Below are 26,880 nucleotides of genomic sequence, written 5' to 3'. Positions count from 1 at the left end.
TCGCAATCACGACACCTCATCGCCCGCGCAGTGATCCCGTGCGCGTAACTCGTCGCACCGGTGGCCCCGCCAGTGCTCGGGGACGACCAAGAACGAACATCCGCCCAGCGGCCGGGTTCCTACCGCAGCGGGAGCCACTAATTTCGCGCAATCGGTCATGATTGGCGCCATGACAGTCATCATCGCGGGCGCCATCGTCCTGGCCGCGGTCCTCGCCGCGGTTTTCCTGGTCCCGGTGGGGGCCGCCACGTCGTGCTACGAGGCCCCGACCGCGTCGACGGCCGACCGCGCCTGCGAGACCACGTGGCAACCCTTGGCGGGTATCGCCCTGGGCTACGGGTACTGACTGAGCCAGCCCGCGCATCGGCCCTGCTGACGCCGGGACCAATGACCCGCGAATCCCGCCTGGTGCGCACCTAGCCTGGCCCAAGACTGTCCATACCGGACACCCCGGACCCAGGAGCGCCCATGCACGCATCCTTCACGCGTACCCAACGCGTGCTCGCTGGCCTGTGTGGGGCCGTCCTGGCTCTGCTGCTGCTCCTGGCGAGCGGCGGCAATGCGATCAGCGCCATCGTGGCTGCCGACTCCGGCGACAACGCCGTAGGCGCATCCGCTGCCGGAGCCCTGGCTTCAGGAGCCCTGGCAGCGCCGGCTGACACCACCTCCGACACGGACGCGGCCACGACCGCGGCGACCACCGCATCGGCCCTCGACGAGGACGCCGACCTGGTGCTGTTCTGGGGCGACGGCTGCCCCAACTGCGCCAAGGAGAAGGAGTGGCTGGAAACCGTCCAGGAGCAGTACCCCGACCTCACCATCGTGCAGTACGAGGTGTGGAACGACGAGGCCAACGCGGCGTTGTTCGAGCAAGAGGCCGAGCGACTGGGCTTTGAGGCAGGCGCCGTACCCACGACCATCGTCGACGAGCGCGTGTGGGTGGGCTGGACGGACCAGATCCGCCAGGACATGGCCGGCGCGATCGCGACGGTCGACGCGGGCGGTGCGCCCATCCCCGGCATCTTCGGCACCGCCGGTGCCGGTACCTGCTCCGTCGACGAGGGCGCGTGCTCTGCCGAGCCACCCCAGACGGTCGTGGACGTCCCCCTCTTTGGCGAGGTGACCCTGTCCGCAGACTCGTTGCTGGTCTCGACGATCGTCATTGGCTTTGTCGACGGCATCAACCCGTGCTCGCTATGGGTGCTGTCGGTGCTGCTCGCAATCGTCCTGCGCGCCAACTCCCGCCGACGCGTGATCGCGATCGGCACCACCTTCCTCTTCATTACTGCGGTGATGTACGGCCTGTACATGGCGGCGTTCTACTCGGCGCTCGCCGTGGTGGGATTCATGGGCTGGATCCAACTGGCGGTCGCCGCCATCGCTGGCATCTTCGGCATCGTGTCCGTCAAGGACTACTTCGCGTTCGGCAAGGGCGTGTCCTTCACCATCCGCAAGGAAGACAAGCCCGGCATCTACCGCCGCATGCGGGAGGCGGCGGGCAAGGAGCGGCTGCTTCCCGCCCTCGGAGCGACCATCGCGTTGGCGGTGGGCGTGTCCCTGCTCGAGACGCCGTGCACGGCGGGCTTCCCCGTGCTGTGGACCGGAATGCTGCACGCCAACGGCGTCGGCCCCGCCGAAACCGCAGGGCTCTTCATCGCCTACATGGTGCCGTTCCTGCTCGACGAACTCATCATCTTTGGCATCGCCGTGGCCACCATGAAGGCCACCAAGATGCAGGACAAGCACGGCGAACTCCTCAAGCTGTTCGCGGGTGTCACCATGCTCGTCCTCGCCGCGGTCATGCTGATCGACCCCACGCTCATGGAAAGCCCCGCGCTCGCGCTCGGCTTGTTCGCGGGGGCGTTCGCGCTCGCGGCGGTCATCCACCTGGTGACGACGCGGATTCGTCGTTCGCGGGACGAGTCGGGCGGCTCGGGTGGTAGCGGCGGGTCGGGCGGCTCGGGCGGCTCGGGCGGCTCGGGTGGCTCGGGCGGCTCGGGTGGCTCGGGCGGCTCGGGCGGGTCTGGGCCTTCCGACCCCGCCAGTGCGGCCGATGCGCTGGCACCCTTGGGCGGCGACTCACCTTCCTAAGGCTTCCGGGCTGCCATCGGTTTTTGCGCTCTGAACGGGCAGGCATACTGGCGGCGTTCTCAGCGTTGCGCTGAAGCACCCTGATCCCCGCCTGCGCTTGGAGTTCCATGTCTGTCCCGTTGTCCGTCCTCGATCTCGCCCCGATCGCCCTCGGCGAGCGCCCCCGGGACGCCTTCCGGCACTCCGTCGCGCTCGCACAGGCCGCGGAGCAGGCGGGGTACGAGCGCGTCTGGTACGCCGAACATCACAACATCGACCGCATCGCCTCGTCAGCGACGAGCGTGCTGATCGCGCACGTCGCAGCGCACACCGAGCGCATCCGGTTGGGCGCTGGCGGCGTCATGCTGCCCAACCACTCGCCGCTCGCGATCGCGGAGCAGTTTGGCACCCTCGCCGAGCTCCACCCGGGGCGGATCGACCTGGGGCTCGGACGCGCACCAGGAGGCGACCGCGCGGTGTTTGCCGCGCTGCGACGTACCCCGCAGGACGCCGATGCCTTCCCCCGCGACGTCGTCGAACTTCAGGGCTACCTGGGCGACGAGACTCGCGTCCACGGCGTCGAGGCCACTCCGGGCAAGGGCACCCAGGTGCCGCTGTACATCCTGGGCTCCTCGCTATTCGGAGCGCAGCTGGCGGCGCAGCTGGGACTGCCCTATGCGTTCGCCTCGCACTTCGCCCCCGCGGCGCTGCACCAGGCAGCGGCGACCTACCTCGACACCTTCCAGCCCAGCGAGCAGCTCGCCGAGCCGTACTTCATCGTCGCCGCGAACGTGGCCGCCGCCTCCGATGCCGATGAGGCCCGGGAGCAGTTCCTCGCCGCGAGGCGCTGGCGGGTGCGGGGCATGCTCAAGCGCGGCCCGGCCACACCCGAGCACTCCGACGCTGAGATCGACGCCTTCCTCGCCTCCGCTCAGGGCGCCGCGATGGCCGACATGATGCGCTGCACCGCGGTGGGCACGGGGGCCGATGCGCGGGCATGGCTCGACGACTTTGCCGCCTCGGTGGGGGCGCACGAGGTCATCACGGCTCACGTGGCGATCGAGGCCGACGCCCGCGTCGAGTCCGTGCGGCTGACCGCTGCCGGCTAGCCCCCTGGAGTCCTCCGGTGCGCGCCGGTGGGACATGAGTGCTCATTTGACCCCCGTGGGTGACACTCATGTCCCACGTTCGGCGGCGGGGCGTGCATGGGGGCAAGGTGGCGCTGGGGCCGCTATCAGGCCGCGCGGTCCGCGAGGATCTTGATCCCCAGCCGCATCTCGTCTGGCGGCAAATAAAACGGCAGCCGGAAGTACTCGGTGCCGCCGCCGGGAATGACCTCGAAGGCCGTCCCCGGCGCGACGGGCACCCCGGCGTCGCTCGCGCGCGCAGCGAAGCGCTCCGCGTTGCCACCGGGAATGCGCACCCACAGGCTCGGGCCGCCGTCGGGCGTGCGGAACTCCCAATCCAGCCCGTGCTCGACGATCGCGTCCACCGTCGCGGCGAGGGACTCGCGCAACGCCTCGAGCCGCCACGCGACGGTCGCGTCGTAGTCCTCGGTGAGGAACTTGGTCGCCAAGACCTGGAAGAAGGCGGGGCTGCCCAGGTCCATGGCCGCCTTGCGGTTGCGAAGTTGGGTGGCGAGGGTCGCGTTGGCATGCAACCAGCCAATGCGCAGGCCACCCCAGAAGACCTTCGACAGTCCCCCGACGGTCACCACGGACGCGCCCGTGCCGAGTGCCGCGAACGGGGTGCGGGGACGCCCGGTGAGAGCGAGGTCGGCCGTGATGCGGTCGTCGATGATGGTCGTCCCGGCGTCCTTGGCCGCTGCAAGGAGCCGATGCGCATCCTCCTCGGCGAGCACCGTGCCGGTGGGGTTCTGGAAGCTGGTGAGGTAGGCGACGTCCGGTTGCGCGGCGCGCATCAGTTTGATGGAGGCGGCCACGTCCAGCCCGTCGGGCCGCATGGGCAAGGCCAGCGGTCGCGAACCGGCCGAGCCGATCGCGTCGAACACGCCTGGGTAGGCGACGGCCTCCATCGCCACGGGGCATGACGGGCCCGCGAGCGCGGTCACGGCCAGCCACAGAGCCTGCTGCCCGCCGGCGGTGACCACAATCTCGTCCGGTTGCGCGGGGATTCCGCGAGCACGCAGGTGAGCCACGATCGCCCGGACCAGGTCAGGGTCCCCGAGCGCCGCATACCCCGTGCCCTGCGCCAGGGCCCCGTCGAGGAGCGCGCCCGGGTCGCGCAATGCACGGGTGACCACGGGCGCCGGGGGCGGGCACGCCGAGCTGAGCCCCACCAACGGTGCCTGGGTGCCCGGCAGGATCTTGGCGAATCGGTCCTGGTACGACATGCCGTCGAGGCCACGGGCACGGGCACCGAGCGTGGGCGCCGCGCCGGGCCGGACCTCAAGCCATTCGTCGTCGCGCAGTCGCTGGTACGCGGCCGTGACCGTGTTGCGCGACAGGTGCAACGCCTCGGCGAGCGCACGCTCCGACGGCAGGCGCGTGCCGTGGTCGAGCGAGCCTGCCTCCGCGAGCGAGACGATCGCATCGGCGAGCTGGGAGTACAGCGGTCCCGTGCCCGACTGCCAGTGGTCGAGGACGTCGCGGAGTTGGTCGGCGGTGGTGCGCATGGGGCCATCACACCAAAACTGGCACCGAACGACAAGGGCCACCCGCTCGCCGTCTGGCCCTTTTCCTGGGGTGCCAGTGGCCGTCAGGCTGTCGCCATGGACACCACCGCGCTCGACCGGACCCGCACCAACCCCACCTCGATCTCGCACACCCGAGAGCGCATCGGCCTGATCACGGAAGCCGCTCGCCGGGCCGGCTCGTACGTGGCGAACGCCCCGCATCGGCCCGTCTACCCGCCACGCGACGCGGTGGAGGCCCTCGCCGCGTTCGACACCCCCCTGCCCACGCGCGGACGCCACGCCCGCGAGGTACTCGCCGAACTCGACGCGTTCGGCTCCGCCGCGACGACCGTCGTCAATGCGGGCCGCTACTTTGGGTTCGTCACGGGCGGCACCGATCCGGCCGCGCAGGCCGCCGCGATCCTCGCGGGCGCCTGGGACCAGAACGCCGGTGCAGGATCCCCCGTCGCGGAGGCCATCGACGCGGTCGCGTGCCGTTGGGTTATCCAGGCACTGGGGCTGCCCTCCACCGCCGCGGCGGCCTTCAACGGCGGGGCGACGGTCGCCAACCTCACCGGGATCATCGCGGGGCGCGACGCCCTGCTCGCACGCGCGGGCTGGTCGGTTGCCCGCGATGGACTCCAGGGCGCGCCGCGACTGCGGGTCGTCGTGGGCGACGAGGTCCACGCCTCGGCGCTCAAGGCACTGCGCCTGGCGGGCCTGGGCGAGTCGCAGATCGAGCGCGTGCCCACGGACGCCAAGGGAGCGGTCGACGCGGACCACTTCCCGCAGGACACCGATGCCCTCACCCTCGTGCTGCTGCAGGCCGGCAACGTCAATACCGGCGCCTCGGACCCGTTCGCGCAGATCATCCCCGGCGTCCGCGAGCGCGGTGGATGGGTGCACGTCGACGGCGCCTTTGGCCTGTGGGCGGCCGCGAGCCCGGCGATGGCGGCTCAGGTGCGCGGTGTCGACCTCGCCGACTCCTGGGCGACGGACGGCCACAAGTGGTTGTCACTTCCCTACGACAGCGGCATCGTGATCGTGCGCGAGGCAGAGGACCTCCACCGCGCCTGCGCCGCGCACGCTCCCTACATCCCCTTCGCGGGCAACTCGCCGATGAACAAGGGAATCCAGATCTCGCAGCGCGCCCGCGCCGTGGAGGCCTGGGCGATGCTCGCCAGCCACGGCGCCGAGGGACTCGCGGCGCTCATCGAGCGCACGTGCACCCATGCACGACGCCTGGCCGATGCGCTGGCGGCCGGGGGCGCACAGGTGCTCGCCCCCGTGCAGCTCAACCAGGTCCTGGTCGCCTTCGACGACGACGTCACGACCGATGCGGTGCTGGCCGCGGTCGAGGAGGACGGCACGTGCTGGGCGGGCGGCACCACCTGGCACGGGCGCAGGGCCATGCGGCTGTCCGTGTCGGACGCGGCGACCACTGCCGACGACGTTGATGCCTCCGCTCACGCGATTCTCGAGTGCTGGCGACGCGTGCGAGGGTGAACCGCGCGGCACCGCTGGAGCGCGCGGCTGCGCCGTTAGGCTGAGCGCATGAGCCAGCCCGTGGAGCGCGTCTACGTCGCACGCCTCGCCGGCACCACCGTCTTCGACCCCATCGGCGACGCCGTGGGCCGGGTGCGTGACGTCGTGATTCTGATGCGCCGCGGCTCCGCCCCCGTCGCGGTGGGCCTGGTCGTCGAGGTTCCTGGCAGGAGACGCGTGTTCCTGCCGCTGACCCGCGTCACCTCGATCGCCCCGGGCCAGGTGATTTGCACCGGCGTGCTGAACCTGCGCCGCTTCAAGGCCCGCGCCTCCGAAACCCTTGCGATCGCGGAACTGCTCGAACGCTCGGTGACCATCAAGGCGGGCCGCGAGCGGGCGTACATCGAGGACATCGCCATTGAGCCGATGCGCGGCGGCACTTGGGCGGTTTCCAAGTTGTACGTGCGCAAGGCCGAGCGCCGCAAGGGCGTGCTGGGCTTCTCGCGCCGCGGCGAGGCCGTCGTGGTGGGCCTCGACGACGTCACGGGGCTGATGAAGCGCGACGAGGTGCAGGGTGCGCAGCTCGTGATCCAACGCTTCGCCGACCACAAGCCTGCTGACCTCGCGGCGGCGCTCATGGAGATGTCCCCTGCGCGCTCGGCTGAGATCGCGGCGGCGCTGGACGACGAGCGCCTGGCGGACGTCCTCGAGGAGCTTCCTGAAGAGGACCAGATCTCCCTGCTTGGCACGTTGCGCTCGGACCGCGCGGCCGACGTGCTCGAAGCCATGGAGCCGGACGACGCGGCCGACTTGCTGGGTGACCTGCCGGCGGACGAGGCGGCGGCGCTGCTCGAACTGATGGAGCCAGAGGACGCCGAGCAGGTGCGCCAGCTGATGAGCTACGAGGACGACACCGCTGGCGGACTGATGACTACCGAGCCGGTGATCGTCAGCCCTGAGGCTTCCGTCGCCAGTTGCTTGGCGCTGGTGCGCAAGCAAGAACTGCCCCCCGCCCTCGCGTCGATGGTGTTCGTGGTACGCCCGCCGCTGGAGGCACCGACGGGCCGATTCATCGGTTTGGTTCACCTGCAGCGCCTGTTGCGCGAGGCGCCCCACGAGTCGATCGGCAACTTCTGCGATGCGGCGATCGAGCCGCTCGCGCCGCACGACTCTCTCGCGGAGGTGTCACGCCGCATGGCCGCGTACGACATCCTCGCGCTGCCAGTGACCGACGACGACCACCGCCTGCTGGGCGCCATCTCGATCGATGACGTGCTCGACCACCTGCTTCCCCGTGACTGGCGCGACCACCTCGATGACGATCAGCCGGAGGTCACCCGGTGAGCGGGCGGCTCGATCGCCCCAAGGCCGAGCAGGGGCGGTTCTGGCAGCGGCGGCGCAAAGGCTCCGACCGCTTTGGTGCGGTGTCGGAGGGCATTGCTCGGTTCCTGGGCACCCCCCGCTTTCTGGTCTACCTCACCGTGTTTTGTGCCGCGTGGCTCGCGTGGAACACCTGGGCTCCGGCGAGCCTGCGCTTTGACGATGCCGCGCTGGGCTTCACGGCCCTGACGCTCGTGCTGTCGCTCCAGGCCTCCTACGCCGCGCCGCTGATCCTGCTCGCGCAGAACCGGCAAGATGACCGCGACCGCGTGGCTGCGGAGCAGGACCGCCAGCGTGCGGAGCGCTCGCTCGCGGACACCGAGTACCTTGCCCGCGAGGTGGCCTCGTTGCGTCAGGCCGTCAACGAGACGGCGACGCGTGACTTTGTACGCTCGGAACTGCGGGCGCTGCTTGAGGAGCTTCAGCGTCAGGACGACGAAGACGACAGGGCTTCGCGCACGCACGACGAACGCGAGCGCGGATAGCGTTCACCACACGCCGGGCTCGCGTCGCCTGCCGCGCGTGAAGGTGGCCGTCGACACGATCGCGCCACAGATCACGAGGCCCACCGCGATCACGACCAGAAGCGGTTCCTGCAGTTGACGCTCGATCGCTGCCAGAGGCGACTGCGCATCGGTCAGCAGGGCCTCTTGCAAGGTCAGTTGCGCCCCCACCGTGTCCAGGAGCGCCGTGCCGAGCACGGCTGCCACGCACCAGGCCGCGGAGCCGATCGCCCCTGCGACGAAGGCGATCGACCAACGGTCCTGCGCGCCTCCCAGCCTGATCCCTGCCCCTGCGAGCAATCCGATCATGATGGCCGCAGCCAAAATCTCCTGGCCGACGAGCACGTAGAGCGAGGCATAGAACACCACGCCCACTCCCGCGAGCGCGCCCGACAGCAGCGGCGCCAAGGCCCAGCGCCGTAGGTGGCGGGGTTGCGCGACGGGGCCGGCAGCGGCGGGACGAGCCGGGTGAATGCGGGAGGCCGGGTCGTGCGGACGCCTGGCCGATGCACGGGCGGGCTGGGCAGCGAGCGAGACACCGGGGCTGCCTGCACCGGGAGCAACCCCCACGGGCAGTTCGAGCGATACCGGTGCGCTCGGATCGTCGGAGGCAGCCTCGTCAGGCTCGGGCTCCGGAGGCCACGGATCACGCTCAGGGTAGAACGTATGGGACGACGACACCCGCCACCTCCTCCCCCGACTCGGCGTGCGTTCGCCTGAATCGTGCCACGCAAAGTCCCTGGCAGCAATGGAATCCGGCGCGTCGTGTGGCGCATTTCACATCATGAGCCAAGCGAGGACGGCCGCGTGGCAAGGGGCCAGTCGGCACGAGGTCGGCACCCCGCGAGCGGCCCAACTCGACGAGCCCAGCGCCTACGATTGAGCACATGCCTACCGTCGATCAGCTCCGCGGCGCCCTCAGTACCGTCATTGACCCCGAGATCCGCCGCCCCATCACCGATATCGGCATGGTGCGCTCCATCGAGGTCGACGGCGCGCTGGCCACCATCGGTATCGATCTGACGACCGCGGGCTGTCCCATGAGGGACCGCATTACGGACGACGTCAAGGCTGCGGCGCTGAAAGTCTCCGGTGTCGAGGAGGTCCGCATCGAGTTGGGCGCGATGGACGAGGAGCAGCGGCTCGCGCTGCGCTCCAAGCTTCGTGGCGGCAAGCCCGAGCCCATCATCCAGTTCACTCAGCCCGGCAACATGACCCGTGTCTATGCGATCGCGTCCGGCAAGGGCGGCGTGGGCAAGTCCACCGTGACGGCCAACCTCGCGGCCGCGATGGCCGCCGACGGCCTCAAGGTGGGCGTGCTCGACGCCGACATCTTTGGGTTCTCCATCCCCGGCATGCTCGGCGTGAAGGGCCAGCCCACGCGCCTGGACGACATGCTCCTGCCGCCCATCGCCCACGAGGTCAAGGCCGTCAGCATCGGCATGTTTGTGCCCGAGGGCCAGCCCGTGGTGTGGCGTGGCCCCATGCTGCACCGCGCCATCGAGCAGTTCCTCGCCGACGTCTATTGGGGCGACCTCGACGTGCTGCTTCTTGACCTTCCGCCCGGCACCGGCGACATCGCCATCTCCGTGGCTCAGTTGCTTCCCCACGCGGAACTCGTGGTGGTGACCACACCGCAGTCGGCCGCCGCAGGGGTCGCCGAGCGCGCGGGCTCCATCGCCACCCAGACGTCACAGAACGTCGTCGGCGTGGTCGAGAACATGGCATGGCTGGAGCAGGCCGACGGCTCGCGCCTCCATGTGTTCGGCGAGGGCGGTGGCCAGGTCGTGGCAGACCGGCTGTCGAAGACGCTCGGCACCCCCGTGCCCGTCTTGGGTCAGATTCCCCTCGACATCCGCGCACGCCAGGCGGGCGACGACGGCACCCCCGTGGTGGTCAGCGACCCTGACACCGCCGCCGCCCAAGCGCTACAGGCCATCGCCAGGTCGCTCACGTCACGCCAGCGCGGCCTCGCCGGTCGCTCCTTGGGAGTGACTCCCGTCAAGCGCTGAGGACCGCTTGCGGTCGACCGTCAGTGACCGTGGTGCGCGGCATGATCGCGGCTGCGCTCGCCCCAGCCCACGACGATCGCGGCCGCAAGCCCCGCGAGGAGCACGCCTGACGACACGGGCGGTGCCGTCAAGGCCGCGAGCAATGAGTCACCAAAGCCGGGTCCCTCCGCGCCAATGAGGTCAAGGAGCGCGTTGCCGCCCCCCACCGAGCCGGTCACGGCCATGAGGTGAACGCCCAATGCTGCGGCAATGAAGGCGTCGATCTGACGGCGTAGCCCCTTGCACACGGACACCGCACGCACCGTGGCGCCGACAGCCGCGACCACGAGCGCCGCGAGGATCGTCAGCGGCAGCACCGTCGGGTCCTCGGGCACGAGCACCGACAGCAGCAGCCCCACCGTGATGGCAACCACCAGACCGGCGGTCAGCGGACCCATCCGGTTGCGGCGGATGGATTCCAGCACCGAGCGTCGTTCCTGCACGGCCGATGCGGGTGCTGGCTCGGGCGCTGGCGTCACCTCAGCAGTGGACTCGGGCTCGGTGAGGGCAGGCTCGGCGATGGCAGGCTCGGCGACAAGCGGTTCTTCGACAAGGGGTTCTTCGACAAGGGGTTCCGCGGCGGACGTCTGGGCCGCGGCCTTCTTCGCGGCTGGCTTCCTCGCGGCCGGCTTCTTGGGAGCCGAGCGCCTGGCTATTGGCTTCTTGGGAGCGGCCCCCTCAGCCACGGGTTCGGCGTTGACGGGATCGGTGTTCACGGGCTCGGGCGTGCCGTCGGACATCGAAAGACCTCCTCGTAGAAGCAATGGCACCATCGTACGCCCGCCCTTCTCACGCATCGGCCCTGCTGGCACAATGGCGCCCATGGGGAGTGAACCGGATCGCACACATCCGGAATGGCTCGACGCGTGGACTCGCGGTCAAGGCGAGATGCGGGCGCGGGCCCTGTTCAAAGCGACCTGGGAGGGCGATCCCGAGGGCGCGTGGTCAGCGCCAGGGCGCGTGACCGTCATCGGCGAGCACACGGACTACAACGGCGGGCTCACCTTGCCCACCGTCACCGCGCATCGGACCTACGTCGCGGCGCGCGTCCGGGACGACGACCTGCTGCGGGTGGTGTCCGAGGGCGCCCAAGCCTTCGCGGGTCCCGGCGATCGTTGGCAGGCACGGCTTTCAGAGATCTCCCCCGACACCGCACGGGGCTGGCCCGCCTACGTGGCGTCAGTCGTGTGGGCGCTCATGGAGCGCGGCTACGAGGGACCGGGCCTCGACCTCGCCGTCGCCTCATGCATCCCAGCCGATGCGGGCCTGGCATCGTCGGGCGCGCTCGAGTGCGCGACCGCACTTGCGGTAAACGCGCTGTGGCGCCTGGCGCTGGACTCGGACGAATCACACGCCGAACTCGCCGAAGCCTGCGTCCATGGGGAAGAGGCCATTGCGCTGTCGCCGACGGGCGGGCTGGACCAGCACACGCAACTGCGCTGCCGCGAGGGTGAGGCGCTCGAGATGGACTTCGCCTCGCGACCTCCTGCGTCCCGCCACTGCCCGCTGTATTTTCCCGACTACGGACTGGGCCTGCTCGTGGTCGATGTGCGCTCCAGCGCGCGCCAACGCACCCCCGGTTTTCGCGAGCGACAACGTCAGTGCGAGGCCGCCGCGCACGCCTTGGGCGTCGCGAAGCTGGGGCACCTTGCGGGCACCCCCGACGCGCTCGAGCGTGTGGCCGCACTGCCCGATCCACTCTTGCGCTCGCGCGCCCGCCATGTGGTCACCGAGAGCGAGCGCGTCGCCGACGTCGCAGCGTTGCTCGCCGACACGGGCCCCGCACAGGAGAGGTTCGTGGAGATCGGCAGGCAGCTGTTCCGCTCGCATGCCTCGCTCGAGGTGGATTACGGGGTGTCCTCGCCGGAACTCAACCTTGCCGTGGACGCCGCCTATCGCGCGGGAGTGCTCGGCGCGCGGCTCGTGGGCGCAGGCTTTGGTGGCTCCGTCATCGCCCTGGTACGCCGCTCGGCCGCCGACGAGGTGGCCCTGCGCATCGACCAGGCGTTTATCGACGCCGGCGCCCCGCGGCCCCGCTTCCTGATGGTGTGAGGCGGCCTACAGCGCGTAGTCGACGATCAGCGGGGCGTGGTCCGACCAGCGAGTGTCGTACGACGGCGCACGGCCCACACTGACCTCGGTCACGGCACCCGCGAGTGCGGGGCTTGCGAGCTGGTAGTCGATACGCCAGCCCGCGTCGTTGTCGAACGCCTTGCCGCGCTGCGACCACCACGTGTACGGGCCGGGCACATCGCCCGAGTGAATGCGGTGGACGTCAACCCAGCCCGCCTCAATCCAGCGGTCGATGTAGGCGCGCTCCTCGGGCAGGAACCCCGCTGACTTGAGGTTGCCCTTCCAGTTCTTGATGTCGTTGTTGGTGTGGGCGATGTTGATGTCGCCCATCACCACCACGCGCTCATACTGCTCGTCCAGCTGAGCGAGGCGGGCCGTCATGAGCTCCAGGAAGGCGTACTTGTCATCCATCTTGGGGGTGCCGGCCTCGCCGGAGTGCACGTACACCGACACCACGCGGACGGGCCCAGCGGGAGAGCCGACGGTGCCTTCCACCCACCGACCCGTGTGGGTGGCGGCCGAGGCGCTGTCACCCAGCACCTCGGCGCCAGCGCGCACGTCGGTCAGGTCGCCCCGGGACAGAATCGCCACCCCGCTGCGTCCCTTCTGCTCGCTGATGTGGTCGGCCACCTGCCACGTGTCGCCCAACTGGGCGGCGAGCAGGTCCTGGGGTGCGCGCACCTCTTGGAGGCACACCACGTCCGCGCCGACTTCCTCAAGCCACTCGAGCATGCCCTTGCGCAGCGCGGCACGCACGCCATTGACGTTGACCGACACAATCCTCATCAGCGAATCCCTGCCTTCCTCTCACTTGCCTCAACCACGTTCGCCAGCAGCATCGCGCGGGTCATCGGGCCCACTCCCCCAGGATTGGGCGAGTACCACGCGGAGGTCGCGACCGCATCGGCCGAAATGTCCCCGGCCACCTTGGACTTGCCCGTTGCCGGGTCGGTCACGCGAGACACGCCCACGTCGATGAGCACGGCGCCCGCCTTGACCATGTCAGCGGTGATGATGCCGGGCACTCCCGCGGCGGCAACAATGACGTCGGCCACGCGGGTATGCGAGGCGAGGTCCACCGTGCCGGTGTGGCACGCGGTCACCGTCGCATTGACGTCCTTGCGGGTCAGCAGCAGGCCAATCGACCGGCCCACCGTGGTGCCACGTCCCACGACCACCACGTGCTTGCCGCGCAGCGACACCCCGTGACGCTCGATGAGTTCGATGATGCCCTTGGGAGTGCACGGCAGGCTCGACTCGACGGGCTCCGAGGTGCGCAGCACCAGGCGACCCAGGTTGGTCGGGTGCAGGCCGTCGGCGTCCTTGTCGGGGTCGATCAGCTCGAGCACCCGGTTGGTGTCGATGCCAGCAGGCAGCGGCAACTGAACGATGAAGCCCGTGCACTGAGGGTCCTCGTTGAGGCGGCGCACCGCAGCCTCAATCTCGTCCTGCGTCGCACTGGCAGGCAGGTCCTCACGGATCGAGGCGATACCCACCTCCGCGCAGTCACGGTGCTTGCCAGCGACGTACCAGGTCGAGCCCGGGTCCTCGCCCACCAAGAGGGTGCCGAGCCCGGGAGTGACGCCGTGCTCAGCGAGCACGGCGACCCTCTCGGTCAGCTCCGCCTTGATGGCCGCGGCCGTGGCCGTGCCATCCAGCTTCTGCGGTGCCATCGAAGCCACCACTACTGCTGCAGGCCCTCGTACAGCGGGAAGTTGTCCGCGAGCTTCTTGATGCGAGCGCGCAGTCCTTCGATGTCAGCGCCCTTGCCGCCGATGAGCGCGCCTGCGATCACGTCAGCAACCTCGGTGAACTCTTCGGCACCAAAGCCGCGGCTCGCCAGGGCAGGCGTGCCGATACGCAGGCCGGAGGTGACCATCGGCGGGCGGGGGTCGAACGGCACCGCGTTGCGGTTCACCGTGATGCCCACCTCGTGCAGCAGGTCCTCGGCGTCCTGGCCGGTCAGCGGCGAGTGACGCAGGTCCGCGAGCACCAGGTGCACGTCCGTGCCACCGGTGACGACATTGACGCCAGCCTCCACCGCATCGGCGGCCGTGAGGCGCTCGGCAATGATGCGCGCGCCCTCGAGCACGCGCTCCTGACGTTCCTTGAACTCCGGAGCCGCGGCGGCCTTGAGGGCCACGGCCTTGGCGGCGATCACGTGCATGAGCGGGCCACCCTGCTGGCCCGGGAACACTGCGGAGTTGAGCTTCTTGGCCAGCGCGGTGTCGCGCGAGACGATCATGCCCGAGCGGGGGCCACCGATGGTCTTGTGGATGGTCGTGGAGACCACGTCCGAGTGCGGAACGGGGCTCGGGTGCAGACCCGCAGCGACCAGGCCAGCGAAGTGGGCCATGTCGGTCCACAGCTTGGCGCCCACCTCGTCGGCGATCTCGCGGAAGGCCGCAAAGTCGAGGTGACGGGGGTACGCCGACCAGCCGGCGATGATGACGTCGGGGCGCTCGGCGAGCGCGAGCTCGCGCACCTTGTCCATCTCGATACGGTGCGTGGTCTCGTCGAGGCCGTACGCAGCCACGTCGTAGAGCTTGCCCGAGAAGTTGAGCTTCATGCCGTGGGTGAGGTGTCCACCGTGAGCCAGCGACAGACCCATGATCTTGTCGCCCGCGTTGATGAGGGCGTGCAGCACGGCGGCGTTGGCCGTGGCGCCCGAGTGGGGCTGGACGTTGGCGTACTCGGCGCCAAACAGGCTCTTGGCGCGCTCGATCGCGATCGACTCGGCGACGTCAACCTCTTCACAACCGCCGTAGTAGCGACGGCCGGGGTAGCCCTCGGCGTACTTGTTGGTCAGCACCGAGCCCTGCGCCTGGAGCACCGCGCGGGGAACAAAGTTCTCCGAGGCGATCATCTCGAGGTAGGTGCGCTGGCGGCCGAGCTCGCGCTCGAGAACCTGGGCGATCTCGGGGTCGAAGTCCTGCAGCGAGGCGTTCATCACCTCGTGCGTGGCGCTGGAGTCAGTGGTCATGCCATTCCTTTGGTGTAGCGGCAGCGAGTGGGCCGCCGGGTGTCCGGTGACCTTGGCCCAGGCGTACGACCAACAGTCTTTGAATGAGTGCCGCTCCCTCGTGGTAACCCACTGCGCCAGTCGCGACGCGCGCCAGTCTAGCAACGGCCGATGCGCGGGTCACCCTCGCGTTCGCCGTCGCCTCATGCCGTCGCCTAGCCGCGCAGCGGGAGCGCCCTTCCGGCCGCGCGACGGCCGGTCACGAGCGCCTGGAGGGCAAGGTCGCGGCCGGTCTCGACGCCGCGCGCGCTGGTCTCTTCCGCCACCGCAGCGGTGTAGGCGTTGACCACGTCGTTCAACGGAGTCGCGTAGGGCATCTCCCCGTCCCAGGTGCGCGAGTAACGGGCCGTCTTCTCTGCCGGGTCGGGCCGATCGATCGCCTTGGACAGCGACACGCGCGGCACGCCTGCGGAGGCAGCGATAATGCGGCCGTGCAGCGACGTGCCGATCCAGATGCGCGAGCCGGCCACCTCCTTGGCGAGGTCCATGGGGTCGCGTGACCCGCTGATGCGCACGCCCACCCGCGGGTGCTTGGCGGCGAGGTAGCGCACCACTTCCTGGTAGCGCTCGACGGAATCGTGGCCGAACGCGGTGCCGGCGACAAACAGCAGCACGTCCGTGTCCGCTGCGGCCGCGAGCGCCGCGAGCGCCTCGCCTACGCGCTCGGTGCCGGCACGCTGCATGCAGGTGGCGGCGGCGTGGAAGCAGATCGAGTCGTGGCGGTCCTCGAGAACGTGGGGGAACAGCAGTGGCAGCGCGTGCACCACGTCAGGCGACACATCCGCTGTGATGCCGCGCTCCGCGAGCACCGCGCCGCTCTCGTTGTCGCGCACCGTGATGCTCGCCGCGCGGCTCAGGCGGGCGACGATCCGTTCCTGCTGCTCGGGGCGCAGGGTGGAGATTCCGGACAACCCCGCCGAGTGGATCACCTGGCGCGCACCGCTGTTGAGGGAGAACTGGGTCAGATCCGGCACGTACACCAGGTCCTGGTGCGGCATGCCGGTCAGCTGCTCCACCAACGGTCGACGGGCCGTCTCATCGAGACTCGTCAGGCTGGCGAACGCCGCAGGCGGGAGTGAGTACTTGAGCGCAGCGGACGTATTGACCCTGCCGAGTTCACCGCCGACACTCCACACCACGTCAAACGTGTGCGCACGGAGTTCGTGGGCGTATGTCGTAATGGCGCGGCCGAACTCACGCGTCATGTCAGCGGCGATGACAGAACTGGCGGTGACGGAGGCGCCCGCACACAGCGCCTCGGTGACCTCGAGGAAGAGCAAGTCCCCAAAGTTGTCGCGTTCATAGGCACCGACGGCGAGCACCCGGTGGCCCGGGATCGCAGCCCGCTCGCGGTGGGCACGGTTCCGAGGCGTCGCGTCGGCGGAGCCCCTTCGCTCAAGCCAGCGCATCACACACCACCTCTCCCGTGACGAGGGTGCGGCTGCGGCGACCGCCGCACCGCGCCCGAAGCACGTCCGTCGCCATTGTCTCGGTGCGTCAGCGGTTTGTGACCGTCAATTGTCGCCGCGGACGGCGTTCTCGTCGAGGGAGTCGTCGACAATCGCGCCGGATTCGAGGACCTTGCGCAGGTAGGCGTAGGTGAGGTCGCCCGCAACCTGGTCGAACTGGTGCTCGTACCCGGCCTTGTTGTACAGCGCAATGTTGTGCTTGGAGTTCTGGCCCGTGAACACCCACACCTCACGCGTGGACTCGGGAAGGTGCCCCAGCACCGCGAACAACAGCTGCGTGCCAATGCCGCGACCCTGCTTGTCGGGCGTCACCGCGAGACGGCCGATCGTGGCCTTGTCGCCGTCGATCCCCACTCGAATAGATCCCACGAGACGGTGGCCTTCCCACGCGCCAAGCGTCACCACGTCGTCAGACTCGAGGTCGACCTCAAGTTCCTCAAGCGTCTGGGTGAGGGCGGGGATGTTGGGGTCGTTGTACAACTGCGCCTCGACCACGAACGCCGCACGGCGCACCGTCAGCAGTTCACCGGCATCGTCCGCGGTAACAATGTCGATCCGCACCTGACCTTCGCTCATGGCACCATCTTGCCAGGATGCGCCCCTGTCGGCGTGAGCCTGGCGGCGTGGCCCGCCGACTAAGATTCGACCCATGTCGCCAGAGAACTCGTCGGCTTGGATCCTGAGCCTGTCTTGCCCCGACCGCCCCGGCATTGTCCATGCCGTCTCCGGGCTGCTTGCCGAGCACGACGGGAATATCACCGAGAGTCAGCAGTTCGGCGACCCCGACACGGGGCTGTTCTTCATGCGCGTGCAGTTCACCAGTCGCGGCGACCAGGAGTCCTTGTCGACCGCAGTCGCTGGCCTGGCCGCTCGTTTCGAGATGACGTGGAGCCTCGACGAGGCTGGCCGCCGTATGCGCACCATCGTGATGGTGTCGAAGGCAGCCCACTGCGTCAACGACCTGTTGTTCCGCGAGCGTGCGGGCACCCTGCCCATCGACATTGCGGCGGTCGTGGGCAACCACCCCACGCTCGAGAAGCTCGCCACCTTCTACGGCAAGCCGTTCCACCACGTGCCCGTCACCACCGACACCAAGCCGCAAGCCGAGCGCCGTCTGCTTGACCTGGTCGACGAATTGGATGTCGAACTGGTGGTGCTCGCGCGCTACATGCAGATTCTGTCTCCCGAACTGTCGAGGGCTTTGCACGGCAAGGCCATCAACATTCACCACTCATTCCTGCCCAGCTTCAAGGGCGCCCGGCCCTACTTCCAGGCCCACGACCGCGGCGTCAAGCTCATTGGCGCGACCGCTCACTATGTGACGGCCGACCTCGACGAGGGGCCCATCATCGAGCAGGACGTTGACCGTGTGGACCACACGGCCACACCCGAGACGCTCACCGCGATCGGTGCCGACGTCGAACGGCGGGCGCTGGCGCGGGCAGTCGGCTGGCACGCGGAGCACCGCGTGCTGCTCGACGGACACCGCACCATCGTCTTTAGCTAAGGGCTTCTCAGACATTTCTGAGGTGGGGCCAGTAGCCTGGCCGGACCCCCGTACTCGCACGGCACCGGCACGGTCCCATGCACGCGTGCGTGACAATCCGCGCCAAGAAATGGTCCACATGACACCCGAACCCTCACCGTTGCCCGGTCCTACCCCTCCTTCAGCTGCCCCGGTCTCATGGCGCTCTGCAGTCCGCCGCACCGGAGGGCGCATCCTGCGCCGTGTGGGCGTGAACCCGTCCCGCATTCGCGCGCAACGGGCGGCCGACGCGCGCGTCAAGGCCCGACAGGCGCCACTTGTCGACCAGGTTCTCTACGAGAGCTACTACGGCGCGGGCGTCTTGTGCTCCCCTGAGGCGATCTTCCGCGAGGTTGTCGACGCTCCTGACCTCGCACATCTCCACCACGTGTGGGTGCTGAGAGACAAAGACGTCGCTCCCCGCACCGTCGCCGAGTTCGCGCTCCACCCACGCGTGCGCTTCATCACCTACCGGTCCGACGAGTACACCCGGGAGCTGAGCCGCTCGCGCTACGTCGTGAACAACTCGACCTGGCCCCGGTGGTTCGTCAAGCGCGAGGGTCAGGTGTCGGTGAACACGTGGCACGGCACGCCCCTCAAGCGCATGGGTTTCGACCAGCCTGAGGGAGTGCGAGGCGCCTCCAACACCCTGCGAGCCTTCCTCCAAGCGGACTACCTCATCGCCCCCAACCGCTTTACCGCTGACACGATGTTCCGTGGCGCCTACCGCCTGGATGGCATCTACGGTGGCGCCATCCTCGAAACGGGCTACCCGCGAGCAGACATCCAAACGCGACTGGCTCACGACCCTGCAGCCGCACGTCAGTGGTTGAGCGAGCGAGGCGTCACGGCCCCGGCTGGCGCGCGGACGGTACTGATCGCCCCCACCTGGAAGGGCGAGACCTTCCAGCGGCCCGTGGACGATGCAGACGACTGGGCCACGCTCGTCGCGCAGCTGCAAGAGCGACTTGGCGACGGATACTTCGTGATGGTCAAGCTTCACCAGGCCGTCGCTGGGCCTGCTCGTCACATCCCATCGCTCCGAGGACGGCTCGTGGGCACGGAGGTCAGTACGAACGGTGTGCTGGCCGCGACGGACCTACTCGTCACCGACTTCTCCAGCTTGTTCTTCGACTACTTGTCGTTGCGCCGCCCGATCGTGTTCCACATGCCCGATCAGGCCGACTACACGGCCTCACGTGGCACGTACCTGGACCCGGAGGACCTTCCTGGGCCGCGCACCACCACGCTCGACGAACTCGCGGCGGCACTCGTCGCTGCGGCCACCGCCGACCCAGTCGCGCTCGAGTGGTCTCAGCGCGTGGACCAGGCAGCCGATCTCTACGCCGCCCACGACGATGGCGCCGCGTCCGCCCGCGTCGCAGACGTGGTGTTCCGAGACGCTGACCCCACGTCTCACCAGGTCCCCTGTATTGCGGCCGACCAGCGCCCCCGGCTGCTGATCCACGTGGGCGGGCTGCTGTCCAATGGCATCACCACCTCAGCAATGAACCTCCTCAGCGGGCTCGACTACGACCGCTTCGACGTGAGTCTGACGTATCGAGCCCCGACCAACGCGGCACGCTGGGCCGAGCTCGCCAAGGCGGACCCCCGCGCCCGTCCTATCGAGATCGGCTTGAACATCGCCGAGGACGGCTGGCAGCCACGACGCAAGCGCGCTGGGCGCGCGCTACCCCCGGAGTCCACCCACACCCTCGAGTCCATTCGCACCACCTTTGGCACCGAGTGGCGGCGCACTTTTGGCACGGCCCAGTTCGACCACATCGTGGACTTCTCGGGCTACTCGCCCCTGACGGCAGCGCTCATGCTGTGCGGGAACGCAAAGTCCCACTCGATCTGGCTGCACAACGATCTCGTGGCCGATCGCGAGCGCATGGTCGACGGCCACATGCCGCACTGGGACTCGCTAGGCCAGACCTTTGAGTTGTATCCGCTGTACGACCATCTCGTCTCGGTGTCCCCCGCGCTGCGGGACATCAACCGTGAACGGCTCGCGCGGTACGCGCCTGCGGAGGCGTTCACCGCATCGGTCAACACCATCGACTTCGAGCGCGTGATGTCGCTGCGCAGTCAGGTGGAGGCCGAGCGTGAGGCGCTGTCCATGGCGGAATCCCCCGCCGACGCCGAGCACGCGGCCGCTCGTCGAGCGATGCTCGCGACCCACGACGGCATGACCACCTTCGCGACCGTCGGCCGTGTGAGCCCCGAGAAGAACCACGAGCGGCTCATCCGCGCCTTCGCACAGGTGGCGCACGAGCGCGCGGACGTGCGGCTCGCGCTGCTGGGAAACGGCGCGCTGGTGCCGCATCTTCAGGAAGTCGCGCAGGACAGCGGCATCGCGGACCGGGTGTTGTTCCTTGGACACACATCCAATCCGTTCGTTTACCTCGACCGCGCCGACTGCTTTGTGCTGTCGTCGGATTACGAGGGCCAACCGATGGTCATCCTCGAGGCGCGCACCCTGGGCCTGCCCATCATCTCGACGCGTTTTGGCTCCGTCGATAGTGCGCTGCCCGAACGCACAGGACTCGTGGTCGAACGCAGCGTCGATGACCTCGCCGACGGGATGCGCGCCTTCCTCGAAGGCAAGGTCCCCACCGAGCCGTTTGATCCAGTGAGCTACAACCGCGCCGCGATCGAGCAGTTCTACTCAGCGATCGGCGCCGCCTAGAACGGCGACCCAGGGTGCAGGCGGCGTCACCCGACGCGAATCGCCGCCTGCACCCGTCGCAGGGTCGTCAAAGATCAGTCAAGCCCGAGCGCCGCTCGCGCCACGGTGGTGGCCGCTGCACGCGCATCCGCCTGGTCGACACCAGCGCCCACACATACCTCGATGGCGCGGGTGAGGGTGAGCGTCGAGCCAGCGATCGTGTCGGTACCGGCGAGAACGGCCTTGCCGCCACGCACCTCGACATCGAGCGAGCCCAGGCGGTAGTCACCGTCGCCCGAGGCGGCAGCAGCCATCGCATCGGTCACGAGCACCACCCGGCCGGGCGTTGCCCTAAACAGGGCGGCGATGAGCTGAGGATCGACGTGGATGCCGTCGGCCACCACTTCGATGAAGACGCGGTCATCAGCGAGGGCCGCCCCTGCGGGACCGACCTCTCGCGCCACGATGCCCCGCATCGCGTTGAACGCGTGCGTGATGAGCCGCGCGCCGGCGTCGAAGGCCTCACGCGCGAGCGCGGCGTCGGCCTCCGTGTGGCCCACGGCGACCGTGACGCCAGCCTTCGCATAGGCCTCAATTGCCTCCAGGGCTCCAGGGAGCTCAGGAGCGATCGTGATTTGCCTCAGCGTGCCGTCGGTGATCTCCAAGGTCTGCTCGACCATGTCAGCCGTGGGCACAGCGAGCGCCGCAGGATCGTGAGCACCCTTGCGCGCGGGGGCAAGGAACGGCCCTTCGAGGTGGATACCGATCAACGAGGGATCGAGACTCATCACCTCGCGCAGCACCCCCACCTGGGCACGCATCTGGTCCAGGGGCAGGGACACCAGCGAGGCGACGATCTCCTGGGTCCCTGTGGCACGGTGGGCCGCGAGGGCAGCGAGCGTCCCTTCGACGGTGTCGCCAAAGGCGTGTCCGCCGCCTCCGTGGCAGTGGATGTCCGTCAGGATTGCCATGACAGCCCCTAGATTCCCTGCCAAGCGGGCTTGTGGTCCTGCGCCCACTGGTAGTAGTCACGGTGAGCGAGGCCTGCCGCCGCGGCGGGGTCGAGGACGACCGTCACACGCGGGTGCAGCTGAATCGCCGATCCGGGCATCGAGGCCGACACGGGGCCCTCGACGGCGGCCGCAATCGCCTCTGCCTTGCCCTCTCCGAAGGCGAGCAGCACCAGGTGACGCGCCCTCAGAATGGTGCCGAGCCCCTGCGTCACGCAGTGCATGGGCACGTCATCCAGCGAGTCGAAGAACCGGGCGTTGTCACGACGGGTCTGCTCGGTCAGCGTCTTGACGCGGGTCAGCGAGGCAAAGCTCGAGCCCGGCTCGTTGAAGCCCAGGTGGCCGGTCGAGCCGATTCCCAAGAGCTGGATGTCCACGCCGCCGTGCTGCGTGAGCGCCTGCTCGTACCGTGCGCCAGCGGTCTCGATGCCCTCGACCGAGCCGTCAGGCACGTGCACGCGCTGCGGGTCGAGTCCGAGCCTGCGCGTCACCTCGGTGTCGACCACAGCGCGGTAGGACTCCGGGTGCCCTTCAGGCAGGCCCACGTACTCGTCCAGGGCAAAGGCCGATGCGCCGGTGAAGTCCGTACCGGACGCGGCGTGCTCACCGAGCGCCTGGTAGACCGGCAGCGGGGTCGAGCCCGTAGCGACACCGAGCGTCGCGGTAGGACGCTCGCGCACCAGGCGCGCGATGTGGTCGGCGACGAGCGCTGCGCCCGCCTCCTTCGAGTCAAGAACGAGAACTTCAGCCATGGTTGGCCTCCAGCATGGCCGCACCCATGGCGGCGACAGGTTGGTCCGCAGGGACGATGCTCATACGCTCGTTCATGCGGAGGGAGGCGAGGAACGGCGACGCCGCCTCCCACTCGTCGATGACGGCCCGGGCGCCGCCGGTCAGTTCCTCACCAAGGGCGGTCAACCCGCCGCCGAGGAAGATGTGGTCGGGGTCCAAGCTCAGCACGAGCACACGCACGGCGCTCGCGAGGCCGAACATCAAGTTGTCGCGCAGCACCGCTGCTTCGGGGTCGCCTGCGCGCGCGCGGTCCATGACCGTCTCACCGGTCTCGCCATCGCGGCCCCACTGAAGCGCAAGCCCGGAACCGGAGGCGTAGGTTTCCAGCCCGCCGGGCAAGCCGTCCGGGCCGATCGGACCGTGGGGGTCGACCGAGATGTACCCGATCTCGCCCGCCACGCCACCCGCGCCGCGCCATACTCTGCCGTCCAAGACGATGCCGGCCGCAAGACCGGTGCCCAGGTTGAGGTAGGCCGCAGACGCGTGCCCGCCGCCCAGCAGGTGCCACGCGCCAAGCGCTGCGGCGTTGACGTCGTTCTCGACATACACCGGCACGGACCACCGGGTCCCCAGCGCGCCCGCGAGGTCCAGTTCGGTGACGCCTAGGTTGAACGCGTGCCGCACCACACCCGATGACACCGATCCTGGGATGCCGATACCGATGCTCGCTGCGTCGCCTACCGAGATCCCCGCGTCAGCGCAGGCGGATTCGACGGCCTCGACCGTGGTCGCCACGACACCGTGCTCGCCCTTGCCCACCGCGAGGCGGTGACGGGCCAAGACGGCGCCAGAGCCATCCAGCACGACTGCGTCGATCTTGGTACCGCCAACGTCGACTCCGATGCGTACGCCGCTCATTCGACGAGCTCCTTTAGTGCAGTGCCGACGGCGCGCGACGCGCCATACGTGGCGATGTCCACGTACGGCTCCGCCGGCTCGGGCCAGCCCATGTCGACCACCACGGGGCTCCAAGGCCTGATCGCGTCAATGGCCTCGCGAATCCACTCGTGGCGGTGGTTGTCTTTACCGACGGCGACGATCAGAGCATCGCTAGGCAAGGCCGAGACATCGAGGACGTCTCCTTGCCTCACCACCGTCTGCGCCTCACTGCCTGCCGCAAATGGTCCCCACGCCCCCTCGCCCACGGCGATGTTCGGTGTGGACTCAAACTTGATCCAATGGACGGGTGCGCCAGAGGCGGCGCGTGCGCTCAACCTGGCCCGCGCATCGGCGCTCACGGCGAAGGTCTCGCGCAGGGCCACTGTCTCGAGCCCTTGGACAGTCCCCAGCGGGCGCTCGTCGGGCGTCACGTGTGCCGCCAGCTGTGCCAGCTGGGCGGCCAGTTGGCTGTTGCGCCGTGCGGCGTCGGCAACACGAGCCTGGTCCAGCTCCCCGGCCTCAAGCGCATCGTCGATGGCCTGGACGATCTCGTCGAGTTCGTCTTCCGTCACCGAAGGACCGATGCACAAGAGGTCGCAGCCCCCGACCAACGACTTCACTGCTGCCGCCGGGATCCCGATTGCACCCGATGCGCCCGCCATGTTCAGAGCGTCAGTGATGACCACGCCGTCGAAGCCCATCTGCTCGCGCAGCAGGTCTACCAGGATGGGGCGCGAGAACGTCGCCACGTTGTCGGGGTCGAGCACGGGCACCAACGAGTGCGACGTCATGATGGTGAGGACCCCGGCGTCAATCGCGGCGGCGAAGGGCGCAAGCTCACGCTCGCGCAAGGTCGCGAGATCGGCGTTCACGAGTGCCTCGACGTGATGCGAGTCGTGAATGGTGTCGCCGTGACCGGGGAAGTGCTTCGCGTTGGCAGCGACTGCCTGGCTCTGCACCCCCTCCGTCCAGGCGACGCCGTGCTTGCTCACCAGATCGGCGTGGGCCCCAAAGGAGCGCACTCCGATGATGGGGTTGCGCGGATTGCAGTTGATGTCGACCGAGGGTGCGAGAGTCACGTTGATGCCGGCAAGAGCGAGCTCGCGACCCACCTGTTCGCCCACTGCGCGGGTGACCTCGGGGTCATCCAATCGCCCCAGGACGGCGTTGCCGGGGAACGGCGACCCCTCGCGCTGATACAGCCGCGAGACGTCACCTCCCTCTTCATCGATCGAGATAATCGCTTGCGGGTTCGCTTCGCGGATCTGATCCGTGAGCCTTCTGAGCTGCTCCACGGACTCCACGTTGCTGACGAAGAGGCAGACCCCGCCCATGCCGTCGCGAAGACGCTGCTCAACCCACTCAGGAAGCTCAGTGCCATCGAAACCCGGCATGAGCGTGGCCAGCACACTCATCCCTTAACTGCTCCACCCACGAGGCCCTGCGTCATGCGGCCCTGCACGATGAGGAAGAACACGACGACAGGGATGGCCACGAGCACGGAGCCGGCCATGACCTGACCCCACGCGACCGGACCGAACGCGGACGGCTGCGAGAAGTCACGCAGCCACAGCGGCAGCGTCTCGGAGTCGTCAGAGGTCAGCAACACAGACGCCAACGCGAATTCGTTCCACACCTGGATGAAGGCGTACACACCCGAGGCCACCAGACCGGGGGCAAGCAACGGGAACGTCACCTTGAGGAAGGCCTGGAAGCGGGTGCAGCCGTCAACCATGGCGGCCTCTTCGAGGTCGGCAGGGACACCGGCGACAAAGCCGCGCAGCATCCAGGCCGTGAACGGAATCACCGTCGCGATGTAGATGATGGACGCACCCAACACCGAGTTGAGCAGGTTCATGCCAGCGACCATCTTGTACTGGGCAATGAACATGGCCTCAGCGGGCAGCATCTGGATCAGGATGATCGCCAGGACGAACGACTTGCGTCCGCGGAACTTGAAGCGCGAGATGGCGAGCGCCGCAAGGAAGGCGAACACGATGCACACGGTCAGCGACAGTCCGGTGACCATGAGCGACATCTTGAGCGACGAGCCAAAGCCGTTGTTGCCGGTCAGCACCGCGGTGTAGTTGCTCAAGGTGCCGTGCCCGAAGGGCTGGAACGTGGGCTCGAGCGCGTTGATCGTGCTCGTGTTGAGGAAGGACGAGTTGACCATCCAGTAGACCGGGAACACCCAAATGAGTGCCAGGAGGATCGCGAAGCCGCTCCAAATGATGCGGCCGGTGGAACGAGTCTTCATCAGGAGTCCTCCTTGAGGAGCTCACGCACGTAGTACGCGCTCAGCGCGATCGTGACGAACATGACCAACATGGCAGCGGCGGCAGCCATACCGAACTGGCTCTGACCGATACCCAGGCCGTAGATGTACGTGCCGAGGAGGTCGTACTGGTCGCCAGCCGAGCCGAAGCCCTGCAGAAGTTCGATCTGCGCGAACACGCGAAGGTCCCAGATCATCTGCAGCAGAATCAGGATGGTCAGGATGGGCCGAATGATGGGCAGCGTGATGCGGCGCAGCATCTGGAAGCCGCTGGCACCGTCCAGTGCCGCCGCTTCCTTGACCTCGTTCGAGACCTGGGTCAGTCCGGCGTACACCGACAGCGCGACGAACGGCACGGAGGCCCACACGATGATCGTCGAGGCGATCGCGAAGAAGCTGAGCGGGCTCTCGAGCCAGTTGTGACCGATGTAGTCCACACCCGGCAGCTTCGACAGCAGGTAGTTGAACACGCCGTTGCGGTCTTCAATCAGCCAGTTCCACACCGTCATCTGAGCAACGATGGGCATGGCCCACGCGAGCAACATCGCGACCTGAAGGCACACACGGGCGGTGTTGTTGACTGCCTTCATCAGCAGTGCCATGCCGATGCCGAGCAGGACGGTCATGCCTGCGGTGACGACCATGAACACCAGCGACCTGACCAACACGGTCCAGAAGAAGCCGTCGGTCAGCAGGGTGAGGTAGTTGTCGAACCACACGAAGGTGGGCTCCGCACCGAACTGCTGCAGGAGTCCGTATTCGCGGAAGGAGTTGTAGATCTGCCACACGAGCGGGTAGCCCATGCCCACAAGCAGGGCGACGACCGCGGGAAGGACAAGGAGATACGGGAGCAGCTTGATCTTGCGGCCGCTCGACCGCTTTGGTGCGGTCGCGTCGAGCGTCGAGCGCTCTGGCGCATGAATGGTCATGGCGATACCTCGGAAGATAAGGGAGGGGTGAGGCGGGCGGCGCGACTTGGCGCGCCCATGCCCTGCGGCGGCGCCGTGCGCCAGCCTGGAAGAGATAGCGGGTCCGGCCGC

Annotated in this window: 24 protein-coding genes and 1 riboswitch; of the genes, 10 read left to right on the top strand and 14 right to left on the bottom strand. The window is 68.6% G+C overall.

All coding sequences use genetic code 11. The features are described 5' to 3' along the window. Window positions 1–169: 169 nt before the first annotated feature. The 3 genes from ACK5NO_RS10055 (at window position 170) to ACK5NO_RS10045 (ending at window position 3,179) form a co-directional block, all read left to right on the top strand. Window positions 170–346 (top strand): hypothetical protein, encoded by a 177-nt coding sequence (locus tag ACK5NO_RS10055; protein WP_416812540.1) that lies wholly within the window; start codon window positions 170–172, stop codon window positions 344–346. Window positions 347–468: 122 nt separating this feature from the next. Then, window positions 469–2,091 carry a hypothetical protein gene (locus tag ACK5NO_RS10050; RefSeq protein WP_416812539.1) on the top strand — a complete coding sequence of 541 codons (1,623 nt, stop codon included), beginning with the start codon at window positions 469–471 and terminating at the stop codon, window positions 2,089–2,091. 107 nt (window positions 2,092–2,198) lie between these two features. Next, the gene (locus ACK5NO_RS10045; RefSeq protein ID WP_416812538.1) at window positions 2,199–3,179 is read left to right on the top strand and encodes an LLM class flavin-dependent oxidoreductase; all 981 of its coding nucleotides are present in this window, start codon (window positions 2,199–2,201) and stop codon (window positions 3,177–3,179) included. A gap of 125 nt (window positions 3,180–3,304) precedes the next feature. Here the strand turns inward: ACK5NO_RS10045 and ACK5NO_RS10040 are convergent, their stop codons facing one another. Then, window positions 3,305–4,705, bottom strand: a complete 1,401-nt coding sequence (locus ACK5NO_RS10040; protein WP_416812537.1) for a PLP-dependent aminotransferase family protein — start codon at window positions 4,703–4,705, stop codon at window positions 3,305–3,307. 96 nt (window positions 4,706–4,801) lie between these two features. Here ACK5NO_RS10040 and ACK5NO_RS10035 point away from each other — a divergent pair, with 96 nt between their 5' ends. From ACK5NO_RS10035 to ACK5NO_RS10025, 3 genes are read left to right on the top strand one after another with little or no spacing between them, the layout of a single operon-like run. Then, window positions 4,802–6,211 carry a pyridoxal phosphate-dependent decarboxylase family protein gene (locus ACK5NO_RS10035; protein ID WP_416812536.1) on the top strand — a complete coding sequence of 470 codons (1,410 nt, stop codon included), beginning with the start codon at window positions 4,802–4,804 and terminating at the stop codon, window positions 6,209–6,211. 48 nt (window positions 6,212–6,259) lie between these two features. Next, window positions 6,260–7,534: a magnesium transporter MgtE N-terminal domain-containing protein gene (locus tag ACK5NO_RS10030; RefSeq protein ID WP_416812535.1), complete on the top strand. Its 1,275-nt coding sequence runs from the start codon at window positions 6,260–6,262 to the stop codon at window positions 7,532–7,534. After that, window positions 7,531–8,055: a DUF1003 domain-containing protein gene (locus tag ACK5NO_RS10025; RefSeq protein ID WP_416812534.1), complete on the top strand. Its 525-nt coding sequence runs from the start codon at window positions 7,531–7,533 to the stop codon at window positions 8,053–8,055. Before ACK5NO_RS10030 ends, ACK5NO_RS10025 begins: the two co-directional genes overlap by 4 nt. Before the next feature lie 3 nt (window positions 8,056–8,058). On the opposite strand, the gene ACK5NO_RS10020 is transcribed toward ACK5NO_RS10025, so the two are convergent. Then, a complete protein-coding gene (locus ACK5NO_RS10020; RefSeq protein ID WP_416812533.1) occupies window positions 8,059–8,754 on the bottom strand; it encodes a hypothetical protein in 696 nt (231 codons plus the stop codon). Between the two features lie 206 nt (window positions 8,755–8,960). On the opposite strand from ACK5NO_RS10020, the gene ACK5NO_RS10015 reads away from it, so the two are divergent. Continuing rightward, window positions 8,961–10,085 carry a P-loop NTPase gene (locus ACK5NO_RS10015; protein ID WP_416812532.1) on the top strand — a complete coding sequence of 375 codons (1,125 nt, stop codon included), beginning with the start codon at window positions 8,961–8,963 and terminating at the stop codon, window positions 10,083–10,085. 20 nt (window positions 10,086–10,105) lie between these two features. On the opposite strand, the gene ACK5NO_RS10010 is transcribed toward ACK5NO_RS10015, so the two are convergent. Next, entirely contained in the window at window positions 10,106–10,864 is a 759-nt protein-coding gene (locus tag ACK5NO_RS10010; RefSeq protein WP_416812531.1) for a hypothetical protein, read from the bottom strand. Between the two features lie 82 nt (window positions 10,865–10,946). On the opposite strand from ACK5NO_RS10010, the gene ACK5NO_RS10005 reads away from it, so the two are divergent. Next, on the top strand, window positions 10,947–12,176 hold the full coding sequence (locus ACK5NO_RS10005) for a galactokinase (protein WP_416812530.1): 1,230 nt from the start codon (window positions 10,947–10,949) through the stop codon (window positions 12,174–12,176). 6 nt (window positions 12,177–12,182) lie between these two features. Here ACK5NO_RS10005 and ACK5NO_RS10000 read toward each other — a convergent pair whose 3' ends face one another. From ACK5NO_RS10000 to ACK5NO_RS09980, 5 genes are all read right to left on the bottom strand, one after another. After that, entirely contained in the window at window positions 12,183–12,983 is an 801-nt protein-coding gene (locus ACK5NO_RS10000) for an exodeoxyribonuclease III (RefSeq protein WP_416812529.1), read from the bottom strand. Then, window positions 12,983–13,870, bottom strand: a complete 888-nt coding sequence (locus ACK5NO_RS09995; protein ID WP_416812528.1) for a bifunctional methylenetetrahydrofolate dehydrogenase/methenyltetrahydrofolate cyclohydrolase — start codon at window positions 13,868–13,870, stop codon at window positions 12,983–12,985. The genes ACK5NO_RS10000 and ACK5NO_RS09995 overlap by 1 nt, the downstream gene beginning before the upstream one ends. A gap of 11 nt (window positions 13,871–13,881) precedes the next feature. Next, window positions 13,882–15,180 (bottom strand): serine hydroxymethyltransferase, encoded by a 1,299-nt coding sequence (glyA, locus tag ACK5NO_RS09990; RefSeq protein WP_416812527.1) that lies wholly within the window; start codon window positions 15,178–15,180, stop codon window positions 13,882–13,884. 48 nt (window positions 15,181–15,228) lie between these two features. Beyond that, a riboswitch (ZMP/ZTP riboswitch) is annotated at window positions 15,229–15,314 on the bottom strand. A gap of 60 nt (window positions 15,315–15,374) precedes the next feature. Then, the gene (locus ACK5NO_RS09985; protein WP_416812526.1) at window positions 15,375–16,628 is read right to left on the bottom strand and encodes a polysaccharide pyruvyl transferase family protein; all 1,254 of its coding nucleotides are present in this window, start codon (window positions 16,626–16,628) and stop codon (window positions 15,375–15,377) included. A 105-nt stretch (window positions 16,629–16,733) separates the two neighbouring features. After that, complete coding sequence (locus ACK5NO_RS09980; RefSeq protein ID WP_416812525.1) at window positions 16,734–17,264, bottom strand: GNAT family N-acetyltransferase; 531 nt, start codon at window positions 17,262–17,264, stop codon at window positions 16,734–16,736. A gap of 73 nt (window positions 17,265–17,337) precedes the next feature. Here ACK5NO_RS09980 and purU point away from each other — a divergent pair, with 73 nt between their 5' ends. Both purU and ACK5NO_RS09970 read left to right on the top strand, forming a co-directional pair. Next, window positions 17,338–18,195: a formyltetrahydrofolate deformylase gene (gene purU / locus ACK5NO_RS09975; protein WP_416812524.1), complete on the top strand. Its 858-nt coding sequence runs from the start codon at window positions 17,338–17,340 to the stop codon at window positions 18,193–18,195. 223 nt (window positions 18,196–18,418) lie between these two features. Continuing rightward, window positions 18,419–20,905, top strand: a complete 2,487-nt coding sequence (locus ACK5NO_RS09970; protein ID WP_416812523.1) for a CDP-glycerol glycerophosphotransferase family protein — start codon at window positions 18,419–18,421, stop codon at window positions 20,903–20,905. 74 nt (window positions 20,906–20,979) lie between these two features. On the opposite strand, the gene ACK5NO_RS09965 is transcribed toward ACK5NO_RS09970, so the two are convergent. Genes ACK5NO_RS09965 through ACK5NO_RS09940 form a run of 6 tightly spaced genes read right to left on the bottom strand, consistent with a single transcriptional unit; the run spans window position 20,980 to window position 26,769 of the window. Further along, a complete protein-coding gene (locus tag ACK5NO_RS09965; protein WP_416812522.1) occupies window positions 20,980–21,855 on the bottom strand; it encodes an N-acetylglucosamine-6-phosphate deacetylase in 876 nt (291 codons plus the stop codon). A gap of 8 nt (window positions 21,856–21,863) precedes the next feature. Continuing rightward, entirely contained in the window at window positions 21,864–22,646 is a 783-nt protein-coding gene (locus ACK5NO_RS09960) for a glucosamine-6-phosphate deaminase (RefSeq protein ID WP_416812521.1), read from the bottom strand. Beyond that, the gene (locus ACK5NO_RS09955; protein WP_416812520.1) at window positions 22,639–23,544 is read right to left on the bottom strand and encodes an ROK family protein; all 906 of its coding nucleotides are present in this window, start codon (window positions 23,542–23,544) and stop codon (window positions 22,639–22,641) included. Before ACK5NO_RS09955 ends, ACK5NO_RS09960 begins: the two co-directional genes overlap by 8 nt. Then, a complete protein-coding gene (locus tag ACK5NO_RS09950; RefSeq protein WP_416812519.1) occupies window positions 23,541–24,980 on the bottom strand; it encodes a glycoside hydrolase family 3 protein in 1,440 nt (479 codons plus the stop codon). The genes ACK5NO_RS09955 and ACK5NO_RS09950 overlap by 4 nt, the downstream gene beginning before the upstream one ends. Continuing rightward, window positions 24,977–25,822: a carbohydrate ABC transporter permease gene (locus ACK5NO_RS09945; protein ID WP_416812518.1), complete on the bottom strand. Its 846-nt coding sequence runs from the start codon at window positions 25,820–25,822 to the stop codon at window positions 24,977–24,979. Before ACK5NO_RS09945 ends, ACK5NO_RS09950 begins: the two co-directional genes overlap by 4 nt. Beyond that, window positions 25,822–26,769 carry a carbohydrate ABC transporter permease gene (locus tag ACK5NO_RS09940; protein WP_416812517.1) on the bottom strand — a complete coding sequence of 316 codons (948 nt, stop codon included), beginning with the start codon at window positions 26,767–26,769 and terminating at the stop codon, window positions 25,822–25,824. Before ACK5NO_RS09940 ends, ACK5NO_RS09945 begins: the two co-directional genes overlap by 1 nt. Window positions 26,770–26,880: the final 111 nt, after the last annotated feature.

It is taken from the genome of Demequina sp., from assembly GCF_047975725.1.
Classification (GTDB): Bacteria; Actinomycetota; Actinomycetes; order Actinomycetales; family Demequinaceae; genus Demequina.
This window is presented reverse-complemented; position numbering and strand designations above follow the sequence as displayed.